Source organism: Arenibacterium halophilum (genome assembly GCF_005938225.1).
In the GTDB taxonomy this organism is placed as follows: domain Bacteria; phylum Pseudomonadota; class Alphaproteobacteria; order Rhodobacterales; family Rhodobacteraceae; genus Arenibacterium; species Arenibacterium halophilum.
The window spans coordinates 227374-251559 of record NZ_VCPC01000004.1; the positions used below are offsets into that span (position 1 = coordinate 227374).

The following is a 24186-nucleotide window of genomic DNA, read 5'->3' on the forward strand; positions in this document are numbered from 1 at the left end:
AGGCCCCTGGTTTCTTCTTTGCAAAAATACTCCTGCCGGAGGCATCGGCGCAGCCGATTCAGACCCGCATCGGCATGACGACGTATACGGCCGTCTCGTCATTGCCTTCCCGCATCAGGGTCGGGTCGCCGGACGAGTTGAACAGGAACACGGCATTCTCACGATCGACCTGGCTGGCGATTTCCAGCAGGTATTTCGCGTTGAACCCGATATCCAGCCGCTCGTCGCCATAGGCCACGGCCAATTCTTCCTCGGCGGCGCCGCTGTCGGGCGCGTTGACCGACAGGATCAGCCGGTCTTCGTCCAGCTGCAACTTCACCGCGCGCGAGCGTTCCGAAGACACCGTCGCCACGCGGTCCACCGCCTGCGCAAATTCGCTGGCGTCCACTTCCAGGCGCTTGGTATTTCCCTGCGGAATAACGCGGGTGTAATCGGGGAAGGTCCCGTCGATAACCTTGGACGTCAACGTGATATCGGGCGTGGCAAAGCGCACTTTGGTTTCGCTGACCGATACGGCAATCGCCATGTCATCGTCTTCAAGCAGCTTGCGCAGCTCGCCCACGGTCTTGCGTGGCACGATCACACCGGGCATGTCTTCCGCGCCCTGCGGCAGATCGGCATCAATCCGGGCCAGCCGGTGCCCATCGGTCGCGACGCAGCGCAGCACCCGGCCGCCGTCTCCGTCCGAGACATGCATGTAGACGCCGTTCAGATAGTACCGGGTCTCTTCCGTGGAAATCGCGAATTTCGACTTGTCGAACAGGCGGCGCAGCACCTTTGCGGGGGCCGAAAAATTCGACTGGTATTCCGAGCTGGCCATCACGGGGAAATCCTCGCGCGGCAGGGTCGCCAGCGAAAAGCTCGACCGCCCGGCTTCGACCGACAACCGCCCGGCCGCGCTGTCAGCGCTCAGCGTGACAAGCGCACCATCCGGCAGCTTGCGCACGATTTCATGCAGCGTGGTGGCCGCCACCGTTGTGGCGCCGGCGCGCTCAACCTGGGCCGGGGCCTTGTCGACCACCTCGATATCCAGATCGGTGGCGCGGAATTGCACGGTGTCGCCTTCGGCTTCGATCAACACGTTCGCAAGGATCGGAATCGTGTTGCGGCGCTCGACCACGGATTGCGCTTGGGCCACGGCTTTCAGTAGCGCGCCACGTTCGATGCTGATCTTCATGTCCCTCGATCCTTTAGCAACATCCGGGATCGGCAAATTAGCGGTTTGCGACTACGACACAAGGGCTTTCGCCCGATTACGGGCCCGCTGTGGCAGGCTTGTCCGCGATTGGCCATGATCCGGTGCAATTCGTACCCCTGAATGCGCGAAACCCCGGACAAGTCCGGGGTTTTTCACAGTGTTTCGGCCGGGCCTCTCAGGCCTCCAGCTGCCGGCGAAGATTTTCGACATCCTCGGCGATCTGCCCATCTGACACGCGTAGCTCTTCGATGCGGCGCACCCCATGCATCACGGTGGTATGGTCGCGCCCACCAAAGTGGCGGCCGATTTCGGGTAATGAACGGCTGGTCAGCTGCTTGCACAGGTACATCGCCACCTGTCGGGGCCGCGCAAACGACCGCAACCGTTTCGGCCCGATGATATCGGCCAGGCGAATGTTGTAGTATTCCGAAACCTTACGCTGGATTTCATCAACAGTGATCTTGCGCTCGGATGCGCGCAGCACGTCGGCCAGACAGTCCTGCGTCAGCTCCATGTCGATCTTGCGCCCCACCAGCGAGGCAAAGGCAAACAGACGGGTCAGCGCGCCTTCCAGCACACGCACGTTTGTGGAAATGCGATGCGCCAGGAATTCGAGGATCCCGGGTTGGATTTCGAGACCCGGATAGGTTTTACGGTACTGTTCCAGCTTGGATTGCAGCACGCCCAGGCGCAGTTCGTAGTCGGTCGGATGCAGATCGACGACAAGCCCGCATTGCAGGCGCGATTTCACACGCTCTTCCAGTTCCTTGATTTCGCCCGGGGCACGGTCGGCCGAAATGATGATCTGTTTGTTCTGATCCACCAGAGCGTTGAAGGTGTGAAAGAACTCTTCCTGGGTGCTGTCCTTGCCTGCGATGAACTGCACGTCGTCCACCATCAGCACATCGACCGAGCGGAACAGATGCTTGAAATCCATCATCTTGCGCTCGCGCAGCGCCTGCACGAACCGGTACATGAACTGCTCGGCGGATAGGTACAGCACGTTCAGCTCGGGCTGGCGGGCACGTAGCTCCCATGCGATTGCATGCATCAGGTGCGTTTTACCCAGCCCGACTCCACCGTACAGAACCAGCGGGTTGAATGTGACAGGCCCGCCTTCGCTGACGCGGCGCGCGGCTGCATGAGCAAGCTCGTTCGGCTTGCCGACAACAAAGGTGTCAAAGGTGAACCGCGCATCCAGCGGTGCCGCCTGAAGCACCGAAGATTGATCTTCCACGCGCGCCGGCGCCTCTGCATCCGGTTTCGCCACCTGCACCGCACGCGGCGCGCTGGGACGGCCCGGCGCGTTTGCCGGAACCTGGAACAGCACGCGCTGCACGTCTTCCCCGGCCGTGTTCAGCTGATACAGGATCAGTTCGGAAAAGTTCTGGCTGACGTAGTTCCCCATGAACGTCGTCGGTACATTGAAGACGGCAATCCCGTCTTCCAGTCCTGAAAACTCAAGCGGCTCGATCCAGGTGGTATAGTTGTTCTGGCCTACCGTTTTCAGGAGTTTCTGTCTGAGCTGTCCCCACATCTCGTGTGTCATTCGTGCCTCGTGCATCCCACTTCGACCTTGCGGCCTTGCTATCGTTGACCGGCATTCACCGGCACGATTCACACAACAATGGGGCGTGTGCCGAATCGCATTGATACGGCAGCATTGCCAGTTTCCCAGCAACCGAACGACAACAGATCACCGATGACCGCACACCCAGTTGGCGGCCCAAAACCGGAACCCGATTATCATACACACAGCTCTAACAGAATCGCGCAGCAGCGGCAGCAAGCCTGCACGATCTGCCGCTTCTCCGGAATTGGCAGCCCGGATATGCGGCACGGTTTTCTTGTCAGGAGCCTGATGCCCGTCAGGCGGTATCCCTTGAAAAAACCCTGTCCCCCAAGGCGAGGTGAATCGCATCACATAGGTAGCAATTCCCAGCGACCACCGGCAACGAAACTATGCAGTTGACTCGGAGTTTTGGGCGAAAGAATCTCTGAACCCCGCGTTAACGATCAAACCGCCAAAAAATGCAAAAAGGCGCTGCCTGGGGCAACGCCTTTTCACTATTGGAAAATCCGCAATTGGCGGGGGTGATTCAGGCCAGCGCCTTCACACGTGCGCTCAGACGCGACAATTTTCGGGAAACGGTGTTCTTGTGCAACACCCCTTTCGTCACACCGCGCATCAGCTCGGGCTGAGCGGCACGCAGGGCGTTTGCGGCTGCATCCTTATCGCCCGAGGCGATGGCTTCTTCGACTTTGCGCAGGTAGGTGCGGATGCGCGAACGACGCGCCTTGTTGACGGCAAAGCGGGTCTGGTTCTGACGTGCGCGTTTTTTCGACTGGGGCGTATTTGCCATTGTTCGGTCTTTCCTGGTTCGGGTCCGTTAAAATCTGTTCAGCGCAACGCCCCCGAAACCGATTCCATCGACCGGTCCAATCTTGCCTAAGCGGGCATCACGCGCATGTAGCCGCGCCCTATAGGGGCTTTTCACCGAAATGAAAAGCCCAAAGGGCGCAGGGTATTATTTGTCGCGGAATTGCGGCTGTCGTTTTTCAAGGAAAGCGGCCATGCCTTCCTTCTGGTCTTCGGTGGCGAACATCGAATGGAACACGCGGCGTTCGAACAGGATGCCTTCGCGCAGCGTGGTTTCATACGACCGGTTCACCGCCTCTTTCGCGGCCAGGATCGTCGGCAGCGATTTCTCGGCGATCTTGCCGGCGGCGCCCATCGCCTCTTCCATCAGCTTCTTGGCGGGCACGACGCGGCTGACCAGCCCGGCGCGCTCGGCTTCTTCGGCGGTCATGAACCGACCGGACAGGTTCATGTCCATCGATTTGGACTTGCCGACATAGCGGGTCAGCCGCTGCGTTCCGCCCATCCCGGCGATAACGCCAAGGTTGATCTCGGGCTGACCGAATTTGGCAGTATCCGCCGCGATGATGAAATCGCAGGCCATCGCCAGTTCGCACCCACCGCCCAGCGCATAGCCCGACACCGCCGCGATGATCGGCTTGCGGATCGCCATGATCCGGTCCGAGGCATCCGCGAACAGGTTTTCGTTGAACACCTCGACGAACGACTTTTCCGACATTTCCTTGATGTCGGCCCCGGCGGCAAAGGCCTTTTCCGAGCCGGTCACCACGATCACGCGGATCTTGTCGTTGGCATCCGCCTCTTCCAGCGCGTCGCACAGCTCGCCCAGCAACATCGTGTTCAGCGCGTTCAGCGCATCAGGGCGATTCAGCTTGATGAGGCAGACATGATCGTCGGTTTCAACGGTGATCGTCTCAAAGGCCATGGATCGGGCTCTCAATTGTTCCGGTCAGGCAGAACCCTTATCACGGGTTCGCGTCACTTCAAGCTATCTTTGGCATTGCGGGCAATAGAAGGACGACCGCCCGGATTGCACGATTCGGGCAATATGCGCGGTGCAGCCCGGGGTGCGGCAGGGCTCGGATTCGCGGCCGTAGACATCAAAGCTGTGCTGGAAATATCCCAACTCGCCATCGGTCCGGCGATAGTCTTTCAGCGACGATCCCCCGGCCTCGATCGCCTCTGTCAGCACGTCCCGGATGATGGGAACAAGGCCCGCAACACGGATCGCCGCGATACGCCCCGCCTTGCGCGACGGCGCAATACGCGCCCGGTAAAGCGCCTCGCAGACATAAATATTGCCCAGACCCGCCACGATCCGCTGATCCAGCAGCGCAGATTTGATCGGCGTGTTGCGCCCTTTCAGCATCTCGACCAGATAGGCCTCGCTGAAGGCATTGCCCAGCGGCTCGGGTCCGATGGATGCCAGCAGTTTGTGCGCCTCTGCCGTTGCCGTGGGCAAAAGATCCATCGCACCAAAGCGACGCGGGTCGTTGAAGGTGATGCGCGCGCCATTCGACATGTGGAACACGACGTGATCGTGCTTTTCCGGCATTGGATGTTCGTGCACGAATTGGCCCAGCGGGTCGCCCGACACCGTCATGCGCCCCGACATGCCAAGGTGAATCAGTAGCGACTCGCCGCTTGTCAGATCGGCAAGGATGTATTTCGAGCGCCGCCGCAGCCGTTCGACCCTCTGGCCCGACAACCGATCGGCCATGCGCGGCGGAAACGGCCAGCGCAGGTCGGGGCGGTTGACCTCGGCCCGGGCGATCACCGCACCTTCCATCGCAGGCGCAAGGCCACGGCGCACCGTTTCGACTTCGGGCAATTCTGGCATGCGGGTCATCCTTCGGCTCTGTCTGCGTCGGGGGCGCGCATTGTGCCGCCCGGAAACGCCCTATAACAAGGGGCAAAACCACGCGACGACAAGGCCCATGACCAGCGATTCCCAGAACACCACCCATTTCGGGCGCGAAACCATCCCCGAAACGGAGAAGGCCGGGCGCGTTCGCGGCGTCTTCAACTCGGTCGCCAGCAAGTATGACGTGATGAACGACGTGATGAGCGTCGGCATCCACCGCATCTGGAAAGACGCGATGATGGACTGGCTGGCACCTCGGCCCGGCCAGCGCCTGCTGGATGTGGCGGGCGGCACCGGGGACATTTCCTTCCGCTTCCTGAAACGCGCGGGCGAAGGCCATTCTACCGTGTTGGACCTGACCGAGCCGATGCTGATCGAAGGGCGCAAGCGCGCCGAGGCCGAGCAGATGGCCGACAGCCTTGACTGGGTGGTGGGCGACGCGATGGCGCTGCCCTTTGCCGACAATACCTTCGATGTCTACACGATCAGCTTTGGCATCCGGAACGTGACCCGCCCGGCCGAGGCGCTGGCCGAAGCCTATCGCGTGCTGCGCCCCGGCGGGCGGCTGATGGTGCTGGAATTCTCGCAACTGCCGAACGAGGGGCTGCAAAAGCTGTATGATCTCTACAGCTTCAACGTGATTCCGCGGATGGGCCAGATCATCGCCAATGACCGCGACAGTTATCAGTATCTTGTCGAATCGATCCGCAATTTCCCCGATCAGGAGACATTCCTGTCGATGATCCGCGCTGCCGGATTCGAACAGGCGCGCTATCGCAACCTGTCGATGGGCATTGCCGCGCTGCATTCCGGCTGGAAGATCTAAGCCATGCGCGGGCCGCACAACATCATCCGCCTGATCCGCACGGGCGCCACCTTTGAACGCACCGGGGCGATGGACGTGGTGCTGGATGCCTATGACGCACCGGCCAGCCTGCGCTTCGTCGCGCGGCTGTTGGGCAAGCCATTTCAATGGCTTGGCTACAAGGGAGATCCCTTGATGCCGCCCGCCCCGCGCGCGCTGACGGCGCTGGGCCCGGCCTATATCAAGTTCGGCCAAGTGCTTTCGACCCGGCCCGATCTTGTGGGCAACGATCTGGCGGTGCAGCTGCGCGTGTTGCAGGACAGGCTGCCGCCGTTCTCCACCGCCGAGGCCCGCGCCACGGTGGAACGCGAATTGGGCGCGCCGATCGACACGATGTTCTCGGAATTCAGCGAGGCGATTGCCGCCGCGTCCATCGCGCAGGTGCATCACGCCCGGCTGGCGGACACGGGCGAAGAGGTGGCGGTGAAAATCCTGCGCCCCGGGATAGAGCGCGCGTTTCGCCGTGACATTGATGCGTTCTATTTCGCGGCGCGGGTGGTGGACCTGTTCGCACCCGGCGCGCGGCGTCTGCGCCCGATGGAAGTGATCGAACATTTCGATGGCGTGGTCCGCGGCGAGCTGGATCTGCGGCTGGAAAGCGCCGCCGCCTCGGAATTTGCCGCCAATACCAAGGACGACGCCGGGTTCGTTCTCCCGCCGATCAAGTGGAACCTGTCGGGGCGGCGGGTGATGACACTGGGCTGGGCCGACGGTCTGTCGCTGGGCGACAATGCCGCGCTGGACGCCGCCGGGCACGACCGGGCCGAGTTGGGCGCGCGGGTGCTGCGGCTGTTCCTTCTGCACGCGCTGCGCGACGGTTTTTTCCATTCCGACATGCATCAGGGCAACCTGAAGGTGGCCGCGAACGGCGACCTGATTGCCTATGATTTCGGGATCATGGGCCATATCGACGAATACACCCGCCGGGTCTATGCCGAGATCCTGTTCGGGTTCATCCGCCGCGATTACCAGCGCGTGGCCGAGGTGCATTTCGAAGCCGGGTACGTCCCCGCCGACCGCGACGTGGATGAATTCGCCCGCGCCCTGCGCGCGGTTGGAGAGCCGATTTTCGGCATGAACGCCTCGCATATATCGATGGGGCGGTTGCTGACCTACCTGTTCGAGGTGACCGAGCGGTTTGGCATGGAAACCCGGACCGAGCTGATCCTGCTGCAACGCACCATGGTGGTGGTCGAGGGCGTGGCGCGGTCGCTGGATCCGAACATCAACATCTGGGAAGTCGCCCGGCCCGTGGTTGAGGATTACATCAAGGGTTCGATTGGCCCCAAGGCGTTGCTGCACGACCTGAAGCGCACCGCGCTGGTGATGGCGCGGTTCGGCCCGCGCCTGCCGGGGTTGGTACAGAACGCGCTGGTGGCACAGGCCACGCCCCCTGTTCCGCCCAGGCGATTCCCTTGGGCGCTGGTGGCGCTGACCGGGCTGTGCGGCGTGCTGCTGGGCGCGGGCGCCGTGGCTTTGGCGGATAAGGTTTTCTGAAAGTCGGGGGGCTCTGCCCCCGTCCCTTCGGGACTCCCCCGGAGTATTTTTTGGAATAATGAAGCTGGGGGGTTAGGGCAGGCGGATATCGCCTCCTGAAATCACGGTTTCCGCGATCTGGCTGCGCAGCCAGCCGTGCATCGGAGAGTGATGCGTGCGCGCGTTCCAGTAAAGGTGAATGTCGAATGGGCCAGCGAACGGGCAAGAGGTAACGTGCACCCGGTCGCCGAAGGCGCGGGCGATGCGGCTGGGCAAGGTCGAGATGAGATCGGTTCCGGTAATGATGCGCGGCACCGCCGCCGGGCTGGGGACGCGCAGCACCTCGTTCAGGGTGAGGCCCTGCGCCTCGATCTCTGTCAGGAAACGGGATTGCCAGCTGCCGCCGTAGATGACTGTGACATGGGGGGCGGTAAGGTAGGTGGCCTGTGTCATCGGTTGGCCGGCGAGCGGGTTGTCGGGCGACATGACGCAGACGGAATGTTCACGCAGCAGGCGGCGGCGGAAAAAGCCGGAATCCTCGATAGGGACGGGCGAGATCAGAAGATCGCTTTCGCCGCGATCCAGCTGGCCTTTGCCCAGAACAGTTGAGGTCAGAACGTTCAGCCGGATGCCGGGTGCCTTGCGGCGCAGAATTTGCAGGAGCCCAGGCAGGATCAGCATCCGTTCGTAATAATTGCAGGACAAGGTGATCGTGGCCTCGGCCTGCCCCGGATCAAAGGCGGCGGGTTCAAGCAAGGCACTGAAATCATCGGTGATCCGGGCCACGGCGGCGGCGATTTCGTCGCAACGGTCGGTCGCGACGATACCCGTGCCCTGGCGCACGAACAGCGGATCGCCCAGCGCGCGGCGCAGCCTGTCGATGGTGTAGCTGACGGTGGATTGCGTGGTGCCCAGCGACTCGGCCGCCCGGGAAAAGCTGCCCAGCGCGTGCACGCGGCGCAGGGTGCGCAGCGCGTTGAAGTCAAGCGACATGGGATCGACGGGGGCGGCCATGGTGTGAGTATATCGAAGTTTTCGATCAATGTCATTCAGGGTATCGGATTGCGGGATATATCCGCCCGCCCTACGCTGAAACCCAGCCGTTTCTGGGGAGGAGCAGCCATGGCCACGACGCTTGCGAAAACCGCACCGGTGGATCACGAGATCACCATCGCGCAACTGACCGAGGACCCCTATCGCATTTTCCGAAGGCTACGGGCCGAGGCGCCGGTGCTGCATGTCGCCTCGATCAAGCGGACGCTGCTGACCAAGGCGGCCGACACCAAATACGTCAAGGAAAACCCCGCGCTGTTCAGTTCGGACGATCCGACCACCCCGATGGAGCGTGCCTTTCGCGCCCATACGCTGATGCGCAAGGACGCCGAAGAGCATCTTGCCGAGCGCAACGCGATGGCGCCCACCTTTGCCGGGCGCAACATCAAGGCCTGCTGGGAGCCGATCTATACCCGGATCGCCGAGGATTTCGTGGCGCGGCTGCCGCGCGGCGAAACCGTCGATCTGTTCAAGGTGCTGGCCGCGCCCTTTGCCGCGCACTGCCTGAAGCACCTGCTGGGCATCGAAGAGGCCAGCGATGCCGAGATGGAACGCTGGAGCCAGACGCTGATCGACGGGGCAGGCAACTTTGGCTATCGGCAGGAACTATTCGACCTGTGCGATGTGGCGAATGACGAGATGGACGCGCTGTTTGCCCGCGCCATTCCGCGCCACAGGGCCGACCCCAACGCCTCGGCCCTGTCGGTCATGGTGAATGCGGACGCGCCGATTGCGATGTCGCAGATTTACGCAAACATCAAGATCGCCATCGGCGGCGGCATCAACGAACCGCGGGACGCGCTGCTGACGATCCTGTACGGGCTGCTGACCAACCCCGACCAGATGGAGGCGGCCAAGCGCGATGCGTTGTGGGCCGATGCCTTTGAAGAAGGCGTGCGCTGGGTTGCACCGATTCAGGCAAGCTCGCGCAAGGTGATGGAAGACACGGAGATTCGCGGCATCTTCATCCCGAAGGGCGATATCGTGATGACCTCGCAAGCCTCGGCCTGTCACGATGAAGAGCTGTACGACGAACCTGAAAGGTACAACATCTTTCGCCCGCGCACCCCGCACCAGGCGTTCGGGAATGGGCCGCACTTCTGCCAGGGCACGCATATCGCGCGTCGGATGCTGGCGAATATCCTGTTGCCGATGCTGTTCGATCGCTTCCCCGACATGGCCTTGCCCGAGCCCGACAAGGTAAAGTTCTGGGGCTTTGGCTTTCGCGGGCCTTTGTCTCTGCCGGTGACGCTGAATTAGACCCTGCAAAGGGGCAAATCGCCGCGCGCGGGGCGCCGATCCGCGCATTTCTGGGAGGAAACCATGTTCAAACGCAACCTGTTGAAAGGCGCGCTGGCCGGGCTGTTGCTGGCGCCGCTGCCGCTGGCCGCGCAAGAGGTCACGCTGAAGCTGCACCAGTTTCTGCCGGCCCCGGCAACGGTGCCCAAGCTGATCCTGAAACCCTGGGCCGAGAAGGTCGAGGCCGCCTCGGGAGGGCGCATCAAGATCGACCATTTCGATGCCATGGCGCTGGGCGGCACCCCGCCCAGCCTGATGGACCAGGCCATCGACGGGTCCGCCGACATCATCATGACAGTGGTCGGCTATACCCCCGGGCGATTCCCCAAGACCGAGGTGTTTGAACTGCCCTTCATGATGACCGACCCGATCGCCACGTCGAAGGCGTTCATGGAGATGGTCGAAACCGATCTTCAGGCCGGGGAATACGCCGATGTAAAGGTGCTGGGCGCCTGGGTGCACGGCCCGGGCGTGGTGCATACGCGCAACCCGGTCACCTCGCTTGACGATATCGAAGGGCTGAAGATGCGCGGCCCGACGCGGGTGATCACCGATATGCTGAACGAGCTGGGGGCGACTCCGGTCGGGATGCCGCTGCCCGCGATCCCCGAGGCGCTGTCAAAGGGCGTGATCGACGGCACCGTGATCCCGTGGGAGGTGACACCCGCGATCAAGCTGTCGGAACTGGTGAACAACGCGGTGGAATTCACCAATTCGAAAGAGGCGCTGTATACCGCGACCATCGTCACGGTGATGAACCGCGCGGCTTATGACGCGCTGCCCGATGACCTGCGCGCGATCCTTGATGCGGAATCGGGCCAGAAGCTTTCGGAATTCGCGGCGCAGGTGATGTTTGAACGCGACAAACCCGGGCGCGATCTGGCCGAAAGCAACGGCACCAAGTTCGTTCAGCTGGATGCGGTGGAAATTGACCGATGGAAGGCCAAGTCGCAGCCAGTGGTGGATCGCTGGATCGCGGATATGGAAACGAAAGGCATCGACGGGCGCGCCCTGATCGACGAAGCCCGCGCGCTGATTGCCAAGCACGGCGGATAAAGGCTGTTCGCGCCCCTGCACCCGGGGGCGCGAACCTGCCACAGTTGAGTTATCGCGGCAAAGGGCCTATCTGGGCGCCAACGCAACCGCGAGGAGCCTGTCGTGGCCAATCACCTGTATCAGAACGACCTGCCCGATGGGCTGAAGCTGGGCCCCGTGGTGGCCATCGACTGTGAAACCATGGGGCTGAACCCGCACCGCGACCGGCTGTGCGTGGTGCAGCTGTCGGATGGCGACGGCAACGCGCATATCATCCAGATCGCCAAGGGCCAGACCAGCGCGCCGAACCTCTGCGCCATGCTGACCGACCCCGATACGCTGAAGCTGTTCCATTTCGGGCGCTTCGATATTGCCGCCATGTTCAACGCCTTTGGCGCGCTGGCGGCGCCGGTATATTGCACCAAGATCGCCAGCCGCCTTGTACGCACCTATACCGACCGGCACGGGCTGAAGAACCTGACGCAGGAACTGCTGGGGCTCGACATTTCCAAGCACCAGCAGATGAGCGATTGGGGCGCGGAAACGCTGACCGAGGCGCAGCTGGAGTATGCCGCGTCAGACGTGCTGCACCTGCACCAACTGCGCGACAGGCTGAACGAGCGGCTGGCGCGCGAGGGCCGGACCGAACTGGCGCAATCCTGTTTCGACTTCCTGCCCGCCCGCGCGCAGCTTGATCTGGCTGGCTGGCCCGAAATCGACATCTTCGCCCACGCATGACCCGCTTTCAGGATACCGCCCGGCGGGTGATCCGCTGCGAGGCGCAGGCGCTGGACCTGCTGGAACAGGGTCTGGACGACAGCTTTGACGCCGCCATCGGCCTGCTGCTGAACGCCACGGGGCGCGTCATCGTGTCGGGCATGGGCAAATCGGGCCATATCGCGCGCAAGATCGCGGCGACCTTTGCCAGCACCGGCACACCCGCGCATTTCGTGCACCCGGCCGAGGCCAGCCACGGCGACCTTGGCATGATGGCGCAGGGCGACGTGGCGCTGGTGCTGTCGAATTCCGGCGAAACGCCCGAGCTGGCCGATCTGATCGCCTATACCCGCCGGTTTACGATCCCCCTGATCGGCGTCGCCAGCCGCCCCGAATCAACTCTGCTGAAGCAATCGGACGTGGCATTGGTTCTGCCGCGCGCGGAAGAGGCCTGCGGCACGGGGATTGTCCCCACATCGTCAACAACGATGACTTTGGCGCTGGGCGATGCGCTGGCCGTGGCGCTGATGGAACATCGCCAGTTCACGCCCGACCATTTCCGCCAGTTCCACCCCGGCGGCAAGCTGGGCGCCCAGCTGACCAAGGTGCGCGACCTGATGCATTTGGCAAGCGATATCCCGATGGTCGCGCCCGGCACGCCGATGGCCGAGGCGCTGGCCGAGATCAGCAGCAAATCCTTTGGGCTTGTTGGCGTCTCCGATGCCGATGGCGCGCTGGTCGGGATCATCACCGACGGGGACGTGCGCCGCAACATTGCCGGGCTGCTCGACAAGACGGCGGGCGATATCATGACCCGCACCCCGATGACGATCCGCCCCGATGCGCTGGCCGAGGAAGGCGCCGCGATCATGAACCGCAAGAAGATCACCAGCCTTTTCGTGACCGAGGGCAGCGGCCCCGCGCTGGGGTTGTTGCACATTCACGACTGCCTGCGCGTCGGGCTGGGCTAGGCGGGGGGCGCGGTGGATTTCTATTCCCGCATGGTCGCGATTTTCAAGGTATTGCTGCCGCTTCTGGCGCTGGCAATCCTTGCGACGCTGTTCCTGATCTCGCGCGGCAGCGAGATCGACGCCGTGATCCCCTTCGCCGAAAGCGACATCCACGAACGCACCCGCGATCAGCAAATCACTGCGCCGTTCTTTTCCGGCAATACCGCCAGTGGCGATGAAATCGTCGTCTCTGCCACCCGGGCCCGCCCCGGTGGCGCGGGCGCACCCGCGCAGGCCACCGATGTCAGCGCCCGGCTGACTCGTGCCGATGGTCAGCAGGTGACATTGGATTCCGACACCGCGACAGTGGACATGGGGGCCGACACCGCTAGGTTTTCCGGCGATGTCCGAATTTCAACCTCGACGGGGCTTGTCGTGCACACAGACGTTCTGAACACTGCGCTGGAGGGCGTCAGCGGCGACACTCCCGGAGAGGTCACAGGCACCGGCCCCTTTGGTGATATTACCGCCGGTCAGATGCAATTTGGCGCAAAAAATGGCGATGGCCCATTGCATATGCTTTTCACAAAGCGGGTAAAGCTGGTATATCAACCGAAAAAAACGGAATAACGAATTTTGCTGCCGCTTCGCGCCACTCTTTTGAGCATTCTTTTGTCGCTCGGGGCTGCCCCCCTTGCCGCGCAGACCAATGTTGCCTTTGGCGCGATCAAAGCCGATCCGACGCTGCCCGTCGAAGTAACAGCTGATCAGCTTGATGTGAATCAGGAAGATGGATCGGCGGAATTCACCGGCAACGTACTGATCGGCCAGGGCGAAATGCGCCTCAGCGCGCCGCGGGTTTTGGTGATCTATAGTCAGGACAGCCGCAACATCCAGCGGATGGAGGCGACCGGCGGCGTGACGCTGGTGAACGGCCCCGACGCCGCCGAGGCCGAGCGCGCCGATTACAGCATCGACACCGGCGTGATCGTGATGTCGGGTGATGTACTGCTGACCCAGGGCGCCAACGCGCTGACGTCTGACAGGATGACGGTGAACCTGACCCAGGGCACCGCACAGATGAATGGCCGCGTCAAAACGATCCTGAATGCGGACGGCCAGAACTGATGCCCTCCCCATTGCTGACAGTCACCACCGGGTCGTCTGGCCTGCGCATCGAGAAATTGCGCAAATCCTACCGCAAGAAGCTGGTGATCCGCGACGTGTCGATGACCTTGCAGCGCGGAGAAGTCGTGGCGCTGCTGGGTCCGAACGGGTCGGGCAAGACTACGTCCTTCTACGCCATCGCCGGGCTGGTTTTCCCCGAGGCCGGGACCGTCGCAATCGACGGCCAGAACGTCACCAACCTGCCCATGTACCGCCGCGCGCGGCTGGGCATCGGCTATCTGCCGCAGGAAATGTCGATCTTTCGGGGCCTCAGCGTCGAAGACAACATTTCCGCCGTACTCGACATCACTCACGACGATCCGCACAAACGTCGCGAACGGCTTGAGGATCTGCTCTCGGATTTCTCGATCGAGCATCTGCGCCGCGCCCCAGCGCTGGCCCTATCGGGCGGCGAAAGACGGCGCGTGGAAATCGCGCGCTGCCTTGCGGCCGAGCCGAAATACCTGCTGCTGGATGAACCCTTTGCCGGGGTCGATCCGATTTCGGTCAACGACATCCGTCACCTTGTGTCGGACCTGAAAAAGCGTGGCATCGGTGTTCTGATAACCGATCACAACGTGCGCGAAACGCTGGAAATCGTCGACCGGGCCTACATCCTGCACGACGGCCAGGTTCTGATGTCGGGCACGCCCGCGGATGTGGTGGAAAACGAAAACGTCCGCCGCGTTTATCTGGGCGAGAACTTTCGTATTTCCTGACCTGTGGGCGGCCCGCCGCCGTCAAGCGACGCCCCCATCACAATAAGTCGCAGCCGCTTTTCGTTGACTCCGGCCCGTGGCAATGACCAAATCATGGGTATGGTGATAACGCGCTGTGATGCAGGGGTTTACGTGGCCTTCCGTGGATGGCCCGGCCCCTTATTTTCGCGCGCGACTGTCGCCCCCATCATCCAGACATGACGGCAATACCAACCGCCCCTTCGGGCGGCGTCATGCGGATGCAATAGTGAAGGAGCTCAAATGCGTTACCAAATCAGCGGAAAGCAGATCGACATCGGCGAAGCCCTGCAGAGCCATGTCCAGACCGAGCTGAACGAAATCTGCGGCAAATACGCCGGCCGACCTACCGACGCCAACGTGATCTTTTCACGCTCCGCCCATGAATACGTATGCGAAGCCACCATCCACCTGTCCACCGGGCTGAATGCCTCGGCCAAGGCCCATGCCGTTGAAATCTATGCGGCATTCGAGGCCTGCGCCGAAAAGATGGACAAGCAGTTGCGCCGCTACAAACGCCGGTTGAAAGACCACCACCGCGACCGGGCCGAACCGGTTGAACTTTTCGGCGCCTCCTCTTATATCCTCGCGTCGGAAGAGCAGTCAGACGACGCCGAGCCCGAATCCCTTCAGCCCATCATCGTTGCTGAAATGGAGACGCAGATACCATCTCTGTCGGTCGGCGAAGCCGTGATGCAGATGGAATTGGCCGGTGCCCCTGTGCTGATTTTTCGGAATGAAGGCAAAAGCGGGTTGAACGTGGTCTACCGCCGGGATGATGGAAACATCGGCTGGATCGACCCGAGCAGCCTGGAATAAAACCGCCACGGGCGCGAATTCTTGTTGGAGCAATGTGTTTATGGAGCTGTCCAGCATCCTGAGACTTGAGGCCGTGAAGGTCTTTGCATCTGCGTCCAGCAAGAAGCGCCTGTTCCAGGAAATCGGTGACGTTGCCGCGTCATGCTATGGGCTTGACGCGGCGAACACGGTCGAAGCGTTGCTGGAACGCGAGGCGCTGGGCCCCACCGGTGTGGGCCACGGCGTTGCGCTGCCCCATGCCCGACTGCCTACGCTTCACAAGGTGGTCGGCGTGTTCCTGATGCTGGAAAAGCCGTTGGATTTCAATTCGGTGGATCGCCAGCCCGTGGATATATCCTTTGCCCTTTTCGCGCCGGAAGATTCGGGTGTTGAACACCTGAAGGCACTGGCGCTGGTGTCGCGCACCCTGCGCGAGCCCTCGCTTTGCTCGAAATTGCGGGCCAACCCCGAAGCCAGCAAGCTATACGCTCTCTTGACCACCGGAAGCTCGGTTCAAGCGGCCTGAACCACCTTCGCTTTAATTTGAATTGTTCCGATCTGGCGGGCCTGGCCAGTCAGGGAATCCGAACATCCGGTAATCGCGCTGATAGATGTCCTGAATGAGCGCCTCCAGCCCCGCGTCGTGAATATCTGACAGGGTGAACGGCCCCGATGCCTTGGGCGCAGGCAACTCGGGCGGAGCGTTGTGCCCCACCTGACGCGCCAGCTGTGGAAGCATCACGGGCAACTCGTCCTCTCGCAGCACATGATCGGGCAGCACCACATCGCCAAACCCCGCCAATGCCTGTGACTGGCTACACCAGGCGGCATCCACGCGAATCGCGGTCTGCCCGGCCAGATTGGCCTTGATGAAAGCCAGAAATCCCTCGAACGCATCGTGATGTTGCGCGGTGGTGTAGTCGGCTCCGGGCGCACCCGCAGGCAGCGGCAACTTGAACTGTTTCATCAACGTCTCTCGGATCGCGACAAAGCTGCCCGGACCGGTGTTCAGGATACGCTGACAGAATACGTCGTGAATTCGATCGGCCGGGTGGCGCAATACTGTGAACGACCTGTGCTGCCCCGCTTTGCGTTTCCATTGGCGCAGCGCTTTCTGGTTCATCTTGTGATGCAGCGCGTCGACCGCGACTCCATCCAACGCCGCCAACCATTGCGCCACCCGGTCCACAGGGCCGCCGTGAATCGGCAGATAGAGCAGCGGCGTTTTCACCCCGCCGTAATAGCTGGGCACCGCGCCGCCGCGCCGAGGTTCAAAGTTTGGCGTGCGTGTCAGGTTGAACCGGTCCAGATCGGCCATTGCCTGTTCCATCACCTCGGGATTCGCCACTTTATCAAAGACTGCACCGGGGTTTTGCGGCTTCAGGCTGTCATCCAGCGCCTCTAGCTGCGTCGATACCCCCAGCCAGCGGGCCAAGCCGTTCATCACGGCCAGATCCTGCAGATCTTCGTATCCGACATAAAACGCCACCTGCCCCGAGGTTTGCATGCGATTCAAAATCCGCAACTGAAACGCTTGCAGCTCGGCCACATGGGCGGCGAATTCCTCGGCGTCGAAGTCAGCCAGCGCCTGTTTGCGGCGCTTCACATCGGTCAGTTTCCACTGGTTCGTGGCACGGGCGATTTTCCAGCTGACATAGCTGTCAAGCGGATTGCGGGTCAGCACGATCTTGGCGCAGCGCGGATCATCCAAAACAGGCTCTATCACGCGGGGATCGTGTGAATGAAAGAACCGAAAGCCGTTCAACCCGGGGGCCGCGCGGATGGCCTGAACCAGCGCCATCGGGTCAGCATCGCGCTGCGCCTGCGTCAGCCCCAGCAGCTGATCGCGGTTGGGATAGCCGATGAAATGCGGGTTGAACGCCTCGCCATGGCAGGCGACGCCTTCAAATGCATTCAGGTTGATTTCCAGAAAGTTGGAGCCTGTCCGCATTTCGGCCAGAACGATGAAATAGTCGAAATCAGAGGGCATCTATCGCACCAAATAGGGTTTGCGGGGCGGTTTGCGCAGCTGCGGCGGTGTTTGATCGACGGGGAAATCGCCCATCAGATAGGGATGCATCCCCTGGTTTTTCAGATTCTGCAGAAATCGCCCGAACCCGTCCAGATCGGCCATCTTCGGCACTTCGGCCAGCCGCCGACTGTGGACCGAGCCAATTTCATCAACGATCTCCTGCAAGGGCTCCATCGGGGCCTCGATAAATTCGGCCATCGTCCAGATGCGTATTCGCGCCTTGGCATGGGCCGAGCGCAGGATCGCCAAATGCTCGCTTTCGATCCGCTGGAGGCGCGCGGCTTCTTGCCGGACCTCGGTGAAATCAAGGTTGGCGCGGAACAGCGGCACCGCCCACGCGCCCGAGATCACCGACACCTGCGCATTCGGATCGCGTGCGATCAGCCAGTTTACCTGCTGGTTGTCGCCGGGGCCGAACTGGAAACACTGTCGTTCGCCCCGCGTGTTCCACAGAAAGTTGGTCAGAAAACTCTCCGCCGCATAATCGCGCAACCTCGCGCTGTCGGTCAGCGCGCCGTTGTTCAGAGTCTGATTTCCCGCAAATTCGGCGCGGTCCGGAGCAAAGAGATGACCATGCACCCGGGTGCCGGTCGCGCGGGTCAGCCAGGGCTCGAAATCCTCGAACAACTCGGCAAAGCCCTGAAACATCGAATAGGGGTTCGAGGTGATGCCGTTTTCATGGCCCAGCCGGGGAAAGCGGCTTTGCATGTACAGCCCCGCGCGCCCGCGCGTGCGTCGTTCGACAGCCTTGGCAAAGATGCGGTCGATCTTGCCGGGGTTCGGTTCCGTCCGGTTCATCGCCGTGTCTGCATCGGTCAGGAAGGCACGGTAGAGCCGATCCGCACGCGGCCAGATCTTGCGCGCGACAAAGCAATCCGACCGCCGCAGCAGTTGCAGGTGATCGTCATAGAAAACATGCGGTTTGCCTTGATGATCGAACTTCGACAGCGTCAGCGACCGGCTTTCGATGTTGACCGAATATTTCCGCGCCAGAGTCTGGTAATAGCTTTCGTCCGGAATCCACACCCGCCGGAAGTACCGGTCGTGCATATCGCGATCCGGGTCTTGCAGGATGGCCGAGATCGTCTGGCGTGTCAGGCACCACCACTGGCTGCCCATATGCGGCACTAACCCGTGCGGGATCGCCCGTTTCAACCCAAACCGGCGTTGCACGTCGACCCATTTGTCGAACAGGTAACGGTGCCGTTTCCACGAGAACGGAAAGCGAAGGGTGAATCGTTCATGATCCAGCCCGCCCACCGTCCAAGGCACATCGGCGGTTGTCGCGCTTTCGATGAAATCGGTGCGCGGACGCGCGGCAAGGTAATCCACCAGTTCCTGCACCGGGCGCAGCGGCAAACATGACCCCGAGGTCAGGTAGACATGGAGCACCTGATCGAATTCGGCCAGCATCCGCTCGGCCGCAGATTGCGAGGCGGCAACGATGCTCCACGTGCCCCATTCACAGTGATGGCGGCGGCTGAACCGGATCAGCGGATCGCTGGAAAGCGTCTCTACAAAGGCATCATAGCGCGGCTTCGACACCTTGGTGTCGACATGCAGAACCACGGGGCAGCCCGCCGCCGTCCAATGCTGCGCGACCTGTGCCGCGCGATCCAGCGCGGTATGCACAAGCATGATGATTCCGACAGTCATGCCCAGTTGCCCTTCGACATCAGGCCCAGAATCTCAAGCTGGCGCCAGTTGATGTATTTCTCGCTCCACTTGCACCACAGTTCCTGCGCGCCCTGTTCTGCATATGCGCGATATTCGGCCGATCCTGCATAATGCTGGCCGCGCTCCAGCTCTTCGCGGGCCTTGTCGCCAAAGGTGTTCAGGAACTTGGCGTGCAGCAGCACACCCGAGGCTTTTTCACCGCCCCATTCGTCGTAGACCTGGTTCAGCCCGCGCGGCAGCAGCATATGGGTCGAGCTGACGTAGACATATTTGCGGTGCCATTTCACCAGCGGGATCTTGTTCAACGCGGGGGCCTGTTCGGGGCGGTCGGCAAAGAAGATCCGCGCGCGCGGCCCGCCCTGAATCCACAGGTTGCCGTATTCCCAGTTGCGCTTGATCGAGTAGTTGCCCGGATCGAACCACGACGACACGTCCAGCGGATTGTCCCCCGCGCGATAGACATGCTGGTTGATCGGCCCCTTGGGGTAGACATCCAGCAGCATCGCGCTGAACGACCGGATGCCTGAACTGTCAAGCCAGTCGGTCAGCGCCGGGATCGGGCGGGTATCGCAGAACGGGTAGACAAGGAATTCATCCGGGTCGACAACCACCGTCCAATGGCCGTGCGCATAGCGGCGGCACAGCCAGTTCACCCAGTCGATCCCGAAATGCGACGCCTTGTAGCCTGCCTGCGTGCTCCACAATGACACATCGGGCTGGTCCGACAGATAGCTGACCGTATCGTCGGAACTGCCGTTATCGATGATCAGGAAGTGCGACACGCCATGGTCGCGATAGTATTTCAGGAAGAACGGCAGCCGCACGCATTCGTTGCGCATCGTCGCCACCAGCAGCACGTCACGCGGACGAATGGCGCTGGTGTTGTTGCGGATTCTGCGCAATTCGAACGATTTTCGGGCAGCACGGATGAGCCGGCGACGACGCCGGATCCGCATCTTGTAAGACTCCCAAAGGCTCACGTTCTCTGCCCAACCTTGCTGACGCCGCCCGCGCAGGCGCCGCCATCCGGCCCTTTTCAATCGGCGGCTATTGGCGCCGCCGCTGAGTTGAGACTCGAATAATTTATTATTCGTTACAAGAGCCTTGTTCGTCGTCCGAGTCCGCGCCGGCATCGGGCGACATCAGGCCAAGCGCGACCAGTTGTTGCCAGCCCTCGTAGCGCACCGATTGCGGCGACCACAGCACCGGCCGCGTCGCGATCTGCGCGTAATAGTCCCGATAGGCATCGGGATCGTGGAAATGCTGCTGGCGAGACATGTCCTCAGCCGATTTGTCCACGACCTCGGGCAAAAATTTGCTGTGCAGCAACACACCACTGGGGCGGGTATCGTCGGGGCCGTCATAAGCCATATTCAGGCGCGAGGGCAGCAGCGCATGGGTTGAATTCACATAGGCCCAGCGCCGGTTCCAGCGCACGAGTGGCAGTTTGTTCAACGTCGGCGCACTTTCAGGCGTGTCAGAGAAGAATACCCGTCGCCGCACGCCGCCCTGCACCCACAGGTTGTTCATCGGCGCCTGCCGCCGCGCGTCGTAAGGGCCCGGGTCAAACCATGGCGCCGCCTGAATCGGGTCGGCATCTGCCGCGCCTGTACCAAGCGCCTGTTCCGGGTACATGTCCAGCATCAGTGCACCAAAGGCCTGCTGCCCGCGTGCGTCCAGATCGGCGGTCAGCCCGGGAAGCCCGCGCGTATCGTGACCCGCGAACACCAGCAGTTCGTCCGCATCCACCGTCAGGCACCAGTGCCCATGCCCGTATCGCATCAGCAGCCAGTTGGCCCAATCCAGCCCGAACCGCGCTGCGCGATAGCTGGCCGAAGTTCGCCAGAGCGATACATCTGGCTGATCGGCCAGCAAGGAGGCGGTAGCGTCGGTGCTGGCGTTGTCGACCACGAGGAAATGCGCGACGCCCAGCGCGCGGTAGTGGTTCAGGAAGTAGGGCAAGCGCCGCGCTTCGTTGCGCAACACGACGACGGCAAGGATATCTTCCCGCCTGATTTCCCCGGTCCGGTCGGCGACGCAGACCAGCCGGTGGCGGCTACGAAACGATCGCCAAACCAGCCGCTGCCGCTTCAGGTGCAAAAAATACCTGCCCAACAGCCCGACGTGGTGGCGCCCCAGTGCCATCTGCCCCGCTTTCAAAGAAAAAGACGGCCCACGCGTTGCGGGCCGTCTTTTCGTAACACCTAGATCGGTGCGCGTCAGCGCCTATTCGGCCGCCTTGTCCTGCTGCACCACATCGCGCAGATAGCGGCTCAGGTCGTCGCGCAGATCGTCGCGGGCCAGCGCAAAGGCCACGGTCGCTTGAAGGAACCCGGCCTTGGACCCGCAATCGAACCGCTGGCCGCGGAAACGATAGCCGTAAACCGTGCTGTCGGTTCCGATGTCGGCAGCGATGGCATCGGTCAGCTGGATTTCACCGCCCGCGCCCGATTTCATCTTGTTCAGGTTGGTCAGAACCGAGGGCGACAGGATATAGCGGCCAATCACAGCCAGGTTCGACGGGGCCTCATTCGCCTTGGGCTTTTCGACCATGCCTTTGACCTGCACGATGGACCCCATGTCTTCCTGCACGTCCAGCACACCATAGGCCGAGGCACGTTCCGGCGGAACCTCCATCGCGGCGACCATGTTGCCGCCGGTTTCGGCATAGGCCTCGACCATCTGTTGCAGACAGGGCGTTTCGGCGGCGATCACATCGTCGGGCAGCATCACCGCAAAGGGTTCATTGCCGATCAGACGGCGCGCGCACCACACGGCATGGCCCAGCCCCAGCGCCTTATGCTGGCGGATATAGGCGATGGCGCCGCTGTCCATGTTGGTGTCCTTGAGGATTTCCAGCAGGTCATCCTTGCCCTTCTTGCGCAGCTCCTGCTCAAGCACCGGCGAATGGTCGAAATAGTCTTCAAGCGCACTCTTCCCGCGCGAGGTGACAAAAATGAATTCCTTGATGCCGGCCGCGCGGGCCTCGTCGATGGCGTATTGAACCAACGGACGGTCCACCAGCGTCATGATTTCCTTCGGCACCGATTTCGTGGCCGGAAGAAACCGGGTCCCGAGCCCCGCGACCGGGAAAATCGCTTTGGTGACTTTTCTACGCATTACTGTCCTCAATCTTGGTGACACCGTTACTGGCTATTCAGGGCCGACCGGCTTTATACACGTCTCTCGTTTCAACTTTGCGACCGGCTTTTCCGAGCCTAAGATTCGTCATGATCTGTAACGTTCGGTCGGACCATCGCTACTAAATTTGTTCAAATTTCGATCACAATAGTCTGACATAGCAACTCCGATCATTCCAGACCCATCTGGGCCATCATTTTCTCCAGCTTCGGCACGTCTTCTGGATTGTTCAACTCCCAGAACTGCCGACCGCGCGCTTCCACCTCGACACACAACACCCGCCGGCCGTTTTCGAGGAACCGCAACTGCTCGAGCCCTTCCAGGGTTTCAAGCGGGCCGACCGACCAGGTTGCATATTCCCCCAAAGGTCTGGGGCGATAGGCGTAAACGCCAACGTGATGGAACACCGGGCTTGGCTCATCGGTTCCATAGGATTTCGCGGTGAAGGGGATAACCTCTTTCGAGAAATACAGCGCCTGCCGATCTGCTGAAAAAACAGCCGTTGTGCCGCCAACACGGTCGTTTTTGCGATCTTCCAGCAGGTCAGCCAGCATCCCGCCGCTACAACGCAGCACCGGCGTGGCGATGTCGGCATCCGGATTGTCACGCAAACCTTGAACGAGATCCTCGACAAACCAGTGCGGAGTCAGCGGCGCATCGCCTTGCAGATTCACCACGATGTCGAACCCGCCGCCCAGCGCGGCGTGCGCCTCGGCGCAACGTTCGGTGCCATTGGCGCAGTCGGTCGAGGTCATCACCACCTCTGCGCCGAAGGCCTCTGCGGCCTCGCGAATCCGGTCGTCATCCGTAGCCACGACAACGCGGTCGACGCCTTGCACCTGCATGGCCGCACGCCAAGACCGTTCGATCAGCGTGCGCCGGTCACCACCCGCGCCGGTCAGCGGCACAAGCGGTTTGCCGGGATAGCGGGTCGAGGCATAGCGGGCCGGGATGACGACAAGAACCGACATCACGCGTCTTTCAGCTCGACGCCAGGCGCGTAGGCGATGAAGAACGGATTGGCGAAATCCTCCTTGCCGTAGGTCAGCGGCTTGTGGTTGTCGAAGCGCACTACCTTGCCGCCCGCACCGGCCAGAACCGCATGGCCTGCGGCCGTGTCCCATTCCATCGTACGCCCGACGCGCGGATACAGATCGGCCTCGCCCGTGGCGACAAGGCAGAATTTCAGCGACGACCCGGCGCTTTTCATGTCTTTCACATCGTATTTGCCGATGTAATCGTCCGTCGCCTGATCGCGGTGCGACTTCGAGGCCACCACCATCAGCGCGCCATTGTCCGGCTTGGACACATGGATTTCACGCAGCTCGCCCGGCGTTTCCGGATCAAAGCTGCCAATTTCCTCGACCGACTGCCCCGAGGGGTGGGTGTAGAACATCCGCTTCTTCGCCGGCGCATAGACCACGCCGCGCGTGGGCACGCCGTTTTCGACATAGGCGATGTTCACCGTGAAGTCGCCGCGCCGGTTGATGAATTCCTTGGTCCCGTCCAGCGGATCGACGATCAGAAATGTATCGCCCTTGGCCGCGTGGCTGTCGGCCTGCTCTTCGGTCACCAGCATCACGTCGGGCAGTTCCGCACGCAGCCCCGCCGAGATCAGCGCATCCGCCGCTTCGTCCGCGGCCGTCACCGGGCTGTCGTCCGACTTGGCCTTCACCTCGAAATCATCGCCGTCATAAATTTCCATGATCTTCTCGCCAGCCTCGATGGCCAGTTTTCGGATGAGTGGAATCAATGTTTCATAATTCACGTAATTCGCTCCACGCGGTTCGATTTGTT

Annotated in this window: 24 protein-coding genes; 11 read left to right on the plus strand and 13 right to left on the minus strand. The window is 61.7% G+C overall.

All coding sequences use genetic code 11. The features are described 5' to 3' along the window. Nucleotides 1-58: 58 nt before the first annotated feature. The 5 genes from dnaN to mutM all read right to left on the minus strand — a co-directional run bounded on the left by dnaN (nt 59) and on the right by mutM (nt 5418). A complete protein-coding gene (gene dnaN / locus FGK64_RS18050; protein ID WP_138865245.1) occupies nt 59-1177 on the minus strand; it encodes a DNA polymerase III subunit beta in 1119 nt (372 codons plus the stop codon). Nucleotides 1178-1373: 196 nt separating this feature from the next. Further along, nucleotides 1374-2747: a chromosomal replication initiator protein DnaA gene (dnaA, locus tag FGK64_RS18055; protein WP_138865246.1), complete on the minus strand. Its 1374-nt coding sequence runs from the start codon at nt 2745-2747 to the stop codon at nt 1374-1376. A gap of 550 nt (nt 2748-3297) precedes the next feature. Next, on the minus strand, nt 3298-3561 hold the full coding sequence (gene rpsT, locus FGK64_RS18060; protein ID WP_138865247.1) for a 30S ribosomal protein S20: 264 nt from the start codon (nt 3559-3561) through the stop codon (nt 3298-3300). 165 nt (nt 3562-3726) lie between these two features. After that, complete coding sequence (locus FGK64_RS18065; RefSeq protein ID WP_138865248.1) at nt 3727-4503, minus strand: enoyl-CoA hydratase; 777 nt, start codon at nt 4501-4503, stop codon at nt 3727-3729. Nucleotides 4504-4566: 63 nt separating this feature from the next. Continuing rightward, a complete protein-coding gene (gene mutM, locus FGK64_RS18070) occupies nt 4567-5418 on the minus strand; it encodes a bifunctional DNA-formamidopyrimidine glycosylase/DNA-(apurinic or apyrimidinic site) lyase (protein WP_138865249.1) in 852 nt (283 codons plus the stop codon). 97 nt (nt 5419-5515) lie between these two features. Here mutM and ubiE point away from each other — a divergent pair, with 97 nt between their 5' ends. Beyond that, complete coding sequence (gene ubiE, locus FGK64_RS18075; RefSeq protein WP_138865250.1) at nt 5516-6268, plus strand: bifunctional demethylmenaquinone methyltransferase/2-methoxy-6-polyprenyl-1,4-benzoquinol methylase UbiE; 753 nt, start codon at nt 5516-5518, stop codon at nt 6266-6268. Between the two features lie 3 nt (nt 6269-6271). Further along, nucleotides 6272-7804, plus strand: coding sequence for a 2-polyprenylphenol 6-hydroxylase (gene ubiB / locus FGK64_RS18080; protein ID WP_138865251.1), 1533 nt, complete (start codon nt 6272-6274; stop codon nt 7802-7804). Nucleotides 7805-7876: 72 nt separating this feature from the next. Here ubiB and FGK64_RS18085 read toward each other — a convergent pair whose 3' ends face one another. Further along, the gene (locus FGK64_RS18085) at nt 7877-8797 is read right to left on the minus strand and encodes a LysR family transcriptional regulator (RefSeq protein WP_138865252.1); all 921 of its coding nucleotides are present in this window, start codon (nt 8795-8797) and stop codon (nt 7877-7879) included. 108 nt (nt 8798-8905) lie between these two features. Between FGK64_RS18085 and FGK64_RS18090 the strand changes: the two genes are divergently transcribed. The 9 genes from FGK64_RS18090 (at nt 8906) to FGK64_RS18130 (ending at nt 16065) form a co-directional block, all read left to right on the plus strand. After that, entirely contained in the window at nt 8906-10096 is a 1191-nt protein-coding gene (locus FGK64_RS18090) for a cytochrome P450 (protein WP_138865253.1), read from the plus strand. A 63-nt stretch (nt 10097-10159) separates the two neighbouring features. Next, entirely contained in the window at nt 10160-11191 is a 1032-nt protein-coding gene (locus FGK64_RS18095; RefSeq protein WP_138865254.1) for a TRAP transporter substrate-binding protein, read from the plus strand. 102 nt (nt 11192-11293) lie between these two features. Further along, the gene (locus tag FGK64_RS18100; RefSeq protein ID WP_138865255.1) at nt 11294-11908 is read left to right on the plus strand and encodes a ribonuclease D; all 615 of its coding nucleotides are present in this window, start codon (nt 11294-11296) and stop codon (nt 11906-11908) included. Beyond that, nucleotides 11905-12858, plus strand: coding sequence for a KpsF/GutQ family sugar-phosphate isomerase (locus tag FGK64_RS18105; protein ID WP_138865256.1), 954 nt, complete (start codon nt 11905-11907; stop codon nt 12856-12858). The genes FGK64_RS18100 and FGK64_RS18105 overlap by 4 nt, the downstream gene beginning before the upstream one ends. Before the next feature lie 12 nt (nt 12859-12870). Continuing rightward, nucleotides 12871-13467 carry a hypothetical protein gene (locus tag FGK64_RS18110; protein ID WP_138865257.1) on the plus strand — a complete coding sequence of 199 codons (597 nt, stop codon included), beginning with the start codon at nt 12871-12873 and terminating at the stop codon, nt 13465-13467. A gap of 6 nt (nt 13468-13473) precedes the next feature. Next, entirely contained in the window at nt 13474-13965 is a 492-nt protein-coding gene (locus FGK64_RS18115) for an LptA/OstA family protein (protein ID WP_138865258.1), read from the plus strand. Beyond that, complete coding sequence (lptB, locus tag FGK64_RS18120) at nt 13965-14723, plus strand: LPS export ABC transporter ATP-binding protein (RefSeq protein WP_138865259.1); 759 nt, start codon at nt 13965-13967, stop codon at nt 14721-14723. Before FGK64_RS18115 ends, lptB begins: the two co-directional genes overlap by 1 nt. A 261-nt stretch (nt 14724-14984) precedes the next feature. Beyond that, nucleotides 14985-15560, plus strand: a complete 576-nt coding sequence (hpf, locus tag FGK64_RS18125) for a ribosome hibernation-promoting factor, HPF/YfiA family (RefSeq protein WP_138865260.1) — start codon at nt 14985-14987, stop codon at nt 15558-15560. Between the two features lie 40 nt (nt 15561-15600). Continuing rightward, nucleotides 15601-16065: a PTS sugar transporter subunit IIA gene (locus tag FGK64_RS18130; RefSeq protein WP_138865261.1), complete on the plus strand. Its 465-nt coding sequence runs from the start codon at nt 15601-15603 to the stop codon at nt 16063-16065. Nucleotides 16066-16077: 12 nt separating this feature from the next. Here the strand turns inward: FGK64_RS18130 and FGK64_RS18135 are convergent, their stop codons facing one another. The 7 genes from FGK64_RS18135 to cysQ form a co-directional block, all read right to left on the minus strand. Beyond that, complete coding sequence (locus FGK64_RS18135) at nt 16078-17529, minus strand: nodulation protein NodH (RefSeq protein WP_138865262.1); 1452 nt, start codon at nt 17527-17529, stop codon at nt 16078-16080. Further along, on the minus strand, nt 17530-19227 hold the full coding sequence (locus FGK64_RS18140; RefSeq protein ID WP_138865263.1) for a DUF5927 domain-containing protein: 1698 nt from the start codon (nt 19225-19227) through the stop codon (nt 17530-17532). After that, nucleotides 19224-20204 (minus strand): glycosyltransferase family 2 protein, encoded by a 981-nt coding sequence (locus tag FGK64_RS18145; RefSeq protein WP_138865264.1) that lies wholly within the window; start codon nt 20202-20204, stop codon nt 19224-19226. The genes FGK64_RS18140 and FGK64_RS18145 overlap by 4 nt, the downstream gene beginning before the upstream one ends. Nucleotides 20205-20334: 130 nt before the next feature. Then, nucleotides 20335-21393, minus strand: a complete 1059-nt coding sequence (locus FGK64_RS18150) for a glycosyltransferase family 2 protein (RefSeq protein ID WP_138865265.1) — start codon at nt 21391-21393, stop codon at nt 20335-20337. A gap of 81 nt (nt 21394-21474) precedes the next feature. Further along, complete coding sequence (gene galU, locus FGK64_RS18155; RefSeq protein WP_138865266.1) at nt 21475-22368, minus strand: UTP--glucose-1-phosphate uridylyltransferase GalU; 894 nt, start codon at nt 22366-22368, stop codon at nt 21475-21477. A 191-nt stretch (nt 22369-22559) separates the two neighbouring features. Continuing rightward, nucleotides 22560-23360, minus strand: coding sequence for a 3-deoxy-manno-octulosonate cytidylyltransferase (locus FGK64_RS18160; RefSeq protein ID WP_138865267.1), 801 nt, complete (start codon nt 23358-23360; stop codon nt 22560-22562). Next, nucleotides 23360-24157, minus strand: a complete 798-nt coding sequence (gene cysQ / locus FGK64_RS18165) for a 3'(2'),5'-bisphosphate nucleotidase CysQ (RefSeq protein ID WP_138865485.1) — start codon at nt 24155-24157, stop codon at nt 23360-23362. Before cysQ ends, FGK64_RS18160 begins: the two co-directional genes overlap by 1 nt. Nucleotides 24158-24186: the final 29 nt, after the last annotated feature.

Coding starts and splice junctions, on each gene's coding strand:
- galU (WP_138865266.1), bottom strand. CDS start 22,368: ATGCGTAGAAAAGTCACCAAAGCGATTTTCCCGGTCGCGGGGCTCGGG.
- FGK64_RS18145 (WP_138865264.1), bottom strand. CDS start 20,204: ATGCGGATCCGGCGTCGTCGCCGGCTCATCCGTGCTGCCCGAAAATCG.
- FGK64_RS18140 (WP_138865263.1), bottom strand. CDS start 19,227: ATGACTGTCGGAATCATCATGCTTGTGCATACCGCGCTGGATCGCGCG.
- FGK64_RS18105 (WP_138865256.1), top strand. CDS start 11,905: ATGACCCGCTTTCAGGATACCGCCCGGCGGGTGATCCGCTGCGAGGCG.
- ubiB (WP_138865251.1), top strand. CDS start 6,272: ATGCGCGGGCCGCACAACATCATCCGCCTGATCCGCACGGGCGCCACC.
- mutM (WP_138865249.1), bottom strand. CDS start 5,418: ATGCCAGAATTGCCCGAAGTCGAAACGGTGCGCCGTGGCCTTGCGCCT.
- FGK64_RS18130 (WP_138865261.1), top strand. CDS start 15,601: ATGGAGCTGTCCAGCATCCTGAGACTTGAGGCCGTGAAGGTCTTTGCA.
- dnaA (WP_138865246.1), bottom strand. CDS start 2,747: ATGACACACGAGATGTGGGGACAGCTCAGACAGAAACTCCTGAAAACG.
- dnaN (WP_138865245.1), bottom strand. CDS start 1,177: ATGAAGATCAGCATCGAACGTGGCGCGCTACTGAAAGCCGTGGCCCAA.
- FGK64_RS18065 (WP_138865248.1), bottom strand. CDS start 4,503: ATGGCCTTTGAGACGATCACCGTTGAAACCGACGATCATGTCTGCCTC.
- FGK64_RS18095 (WP_138865254.1), top strand. CDS start 10,160: ATGTTCAAACGCAACCTGTTGAAAGGCGCGCTGGCCGGGCTGTTGCTG.
- lptB (WP_138865259.1), top strand. CDS start 13,965: ATGCCCTCCCCATTGCTGACAGTCACCACCGGGTCGTCTGGCCTGCGC.
- FGK64_RS18090 (WP_138865253.1), top strand. CDS start 8,906: ATGGCCACGACGCTTGCGAAAACCGCACCGGTGGATCACGAGATCACC.
- rpsT (WP_138865247.1), bottom strand. CDS start 3,561: ATGGCAAATACGCCCCAGTCGAAAAAACGCGCACGTCAGAACCAGACC.
- FGK64_RS18160 (WP_138865267.1), bottom strand. CDS start 23,360: ATGTCGGTTCTTGTCGTCATCCCGGCCCGCTATGCCTCGACCCGCTAT.
- ubiE (WP_138865250.1), top strand. CDS start 5,516: ATGACCAGCGATTCCCAGAACACCACCCATTTCGGGCGCGAAACCATC.
- hpf (WP_138865260.1), top strand. CDS start 14,985: ATGCGTTACCAAATCAGCGGAAAGCAGATCGACATCGGCGAAGCCCTG.
- FGK64_RS18150 (WP_138865265.1), bottom strand. CDS start 21,393: ATGGCACTGGGGCGCCACCACGTCGGGCTGTTGGGCAGGTATTTTTTG.
- FGK64_RS18135 (WP_138865262.1), bottom strand. CDS start 17,529: ATGCCCTCTGATTTCGACTATTTCATCGTTCTGGCCGAAATGCGGACA.
- FGK64_RS18085 (WP_138865252.1), bottom strand. CDS start 8,797: ATGGCCGCCCCCGTCGATCCCATGTCGCTTGACTTCAACGCGCTGCGC.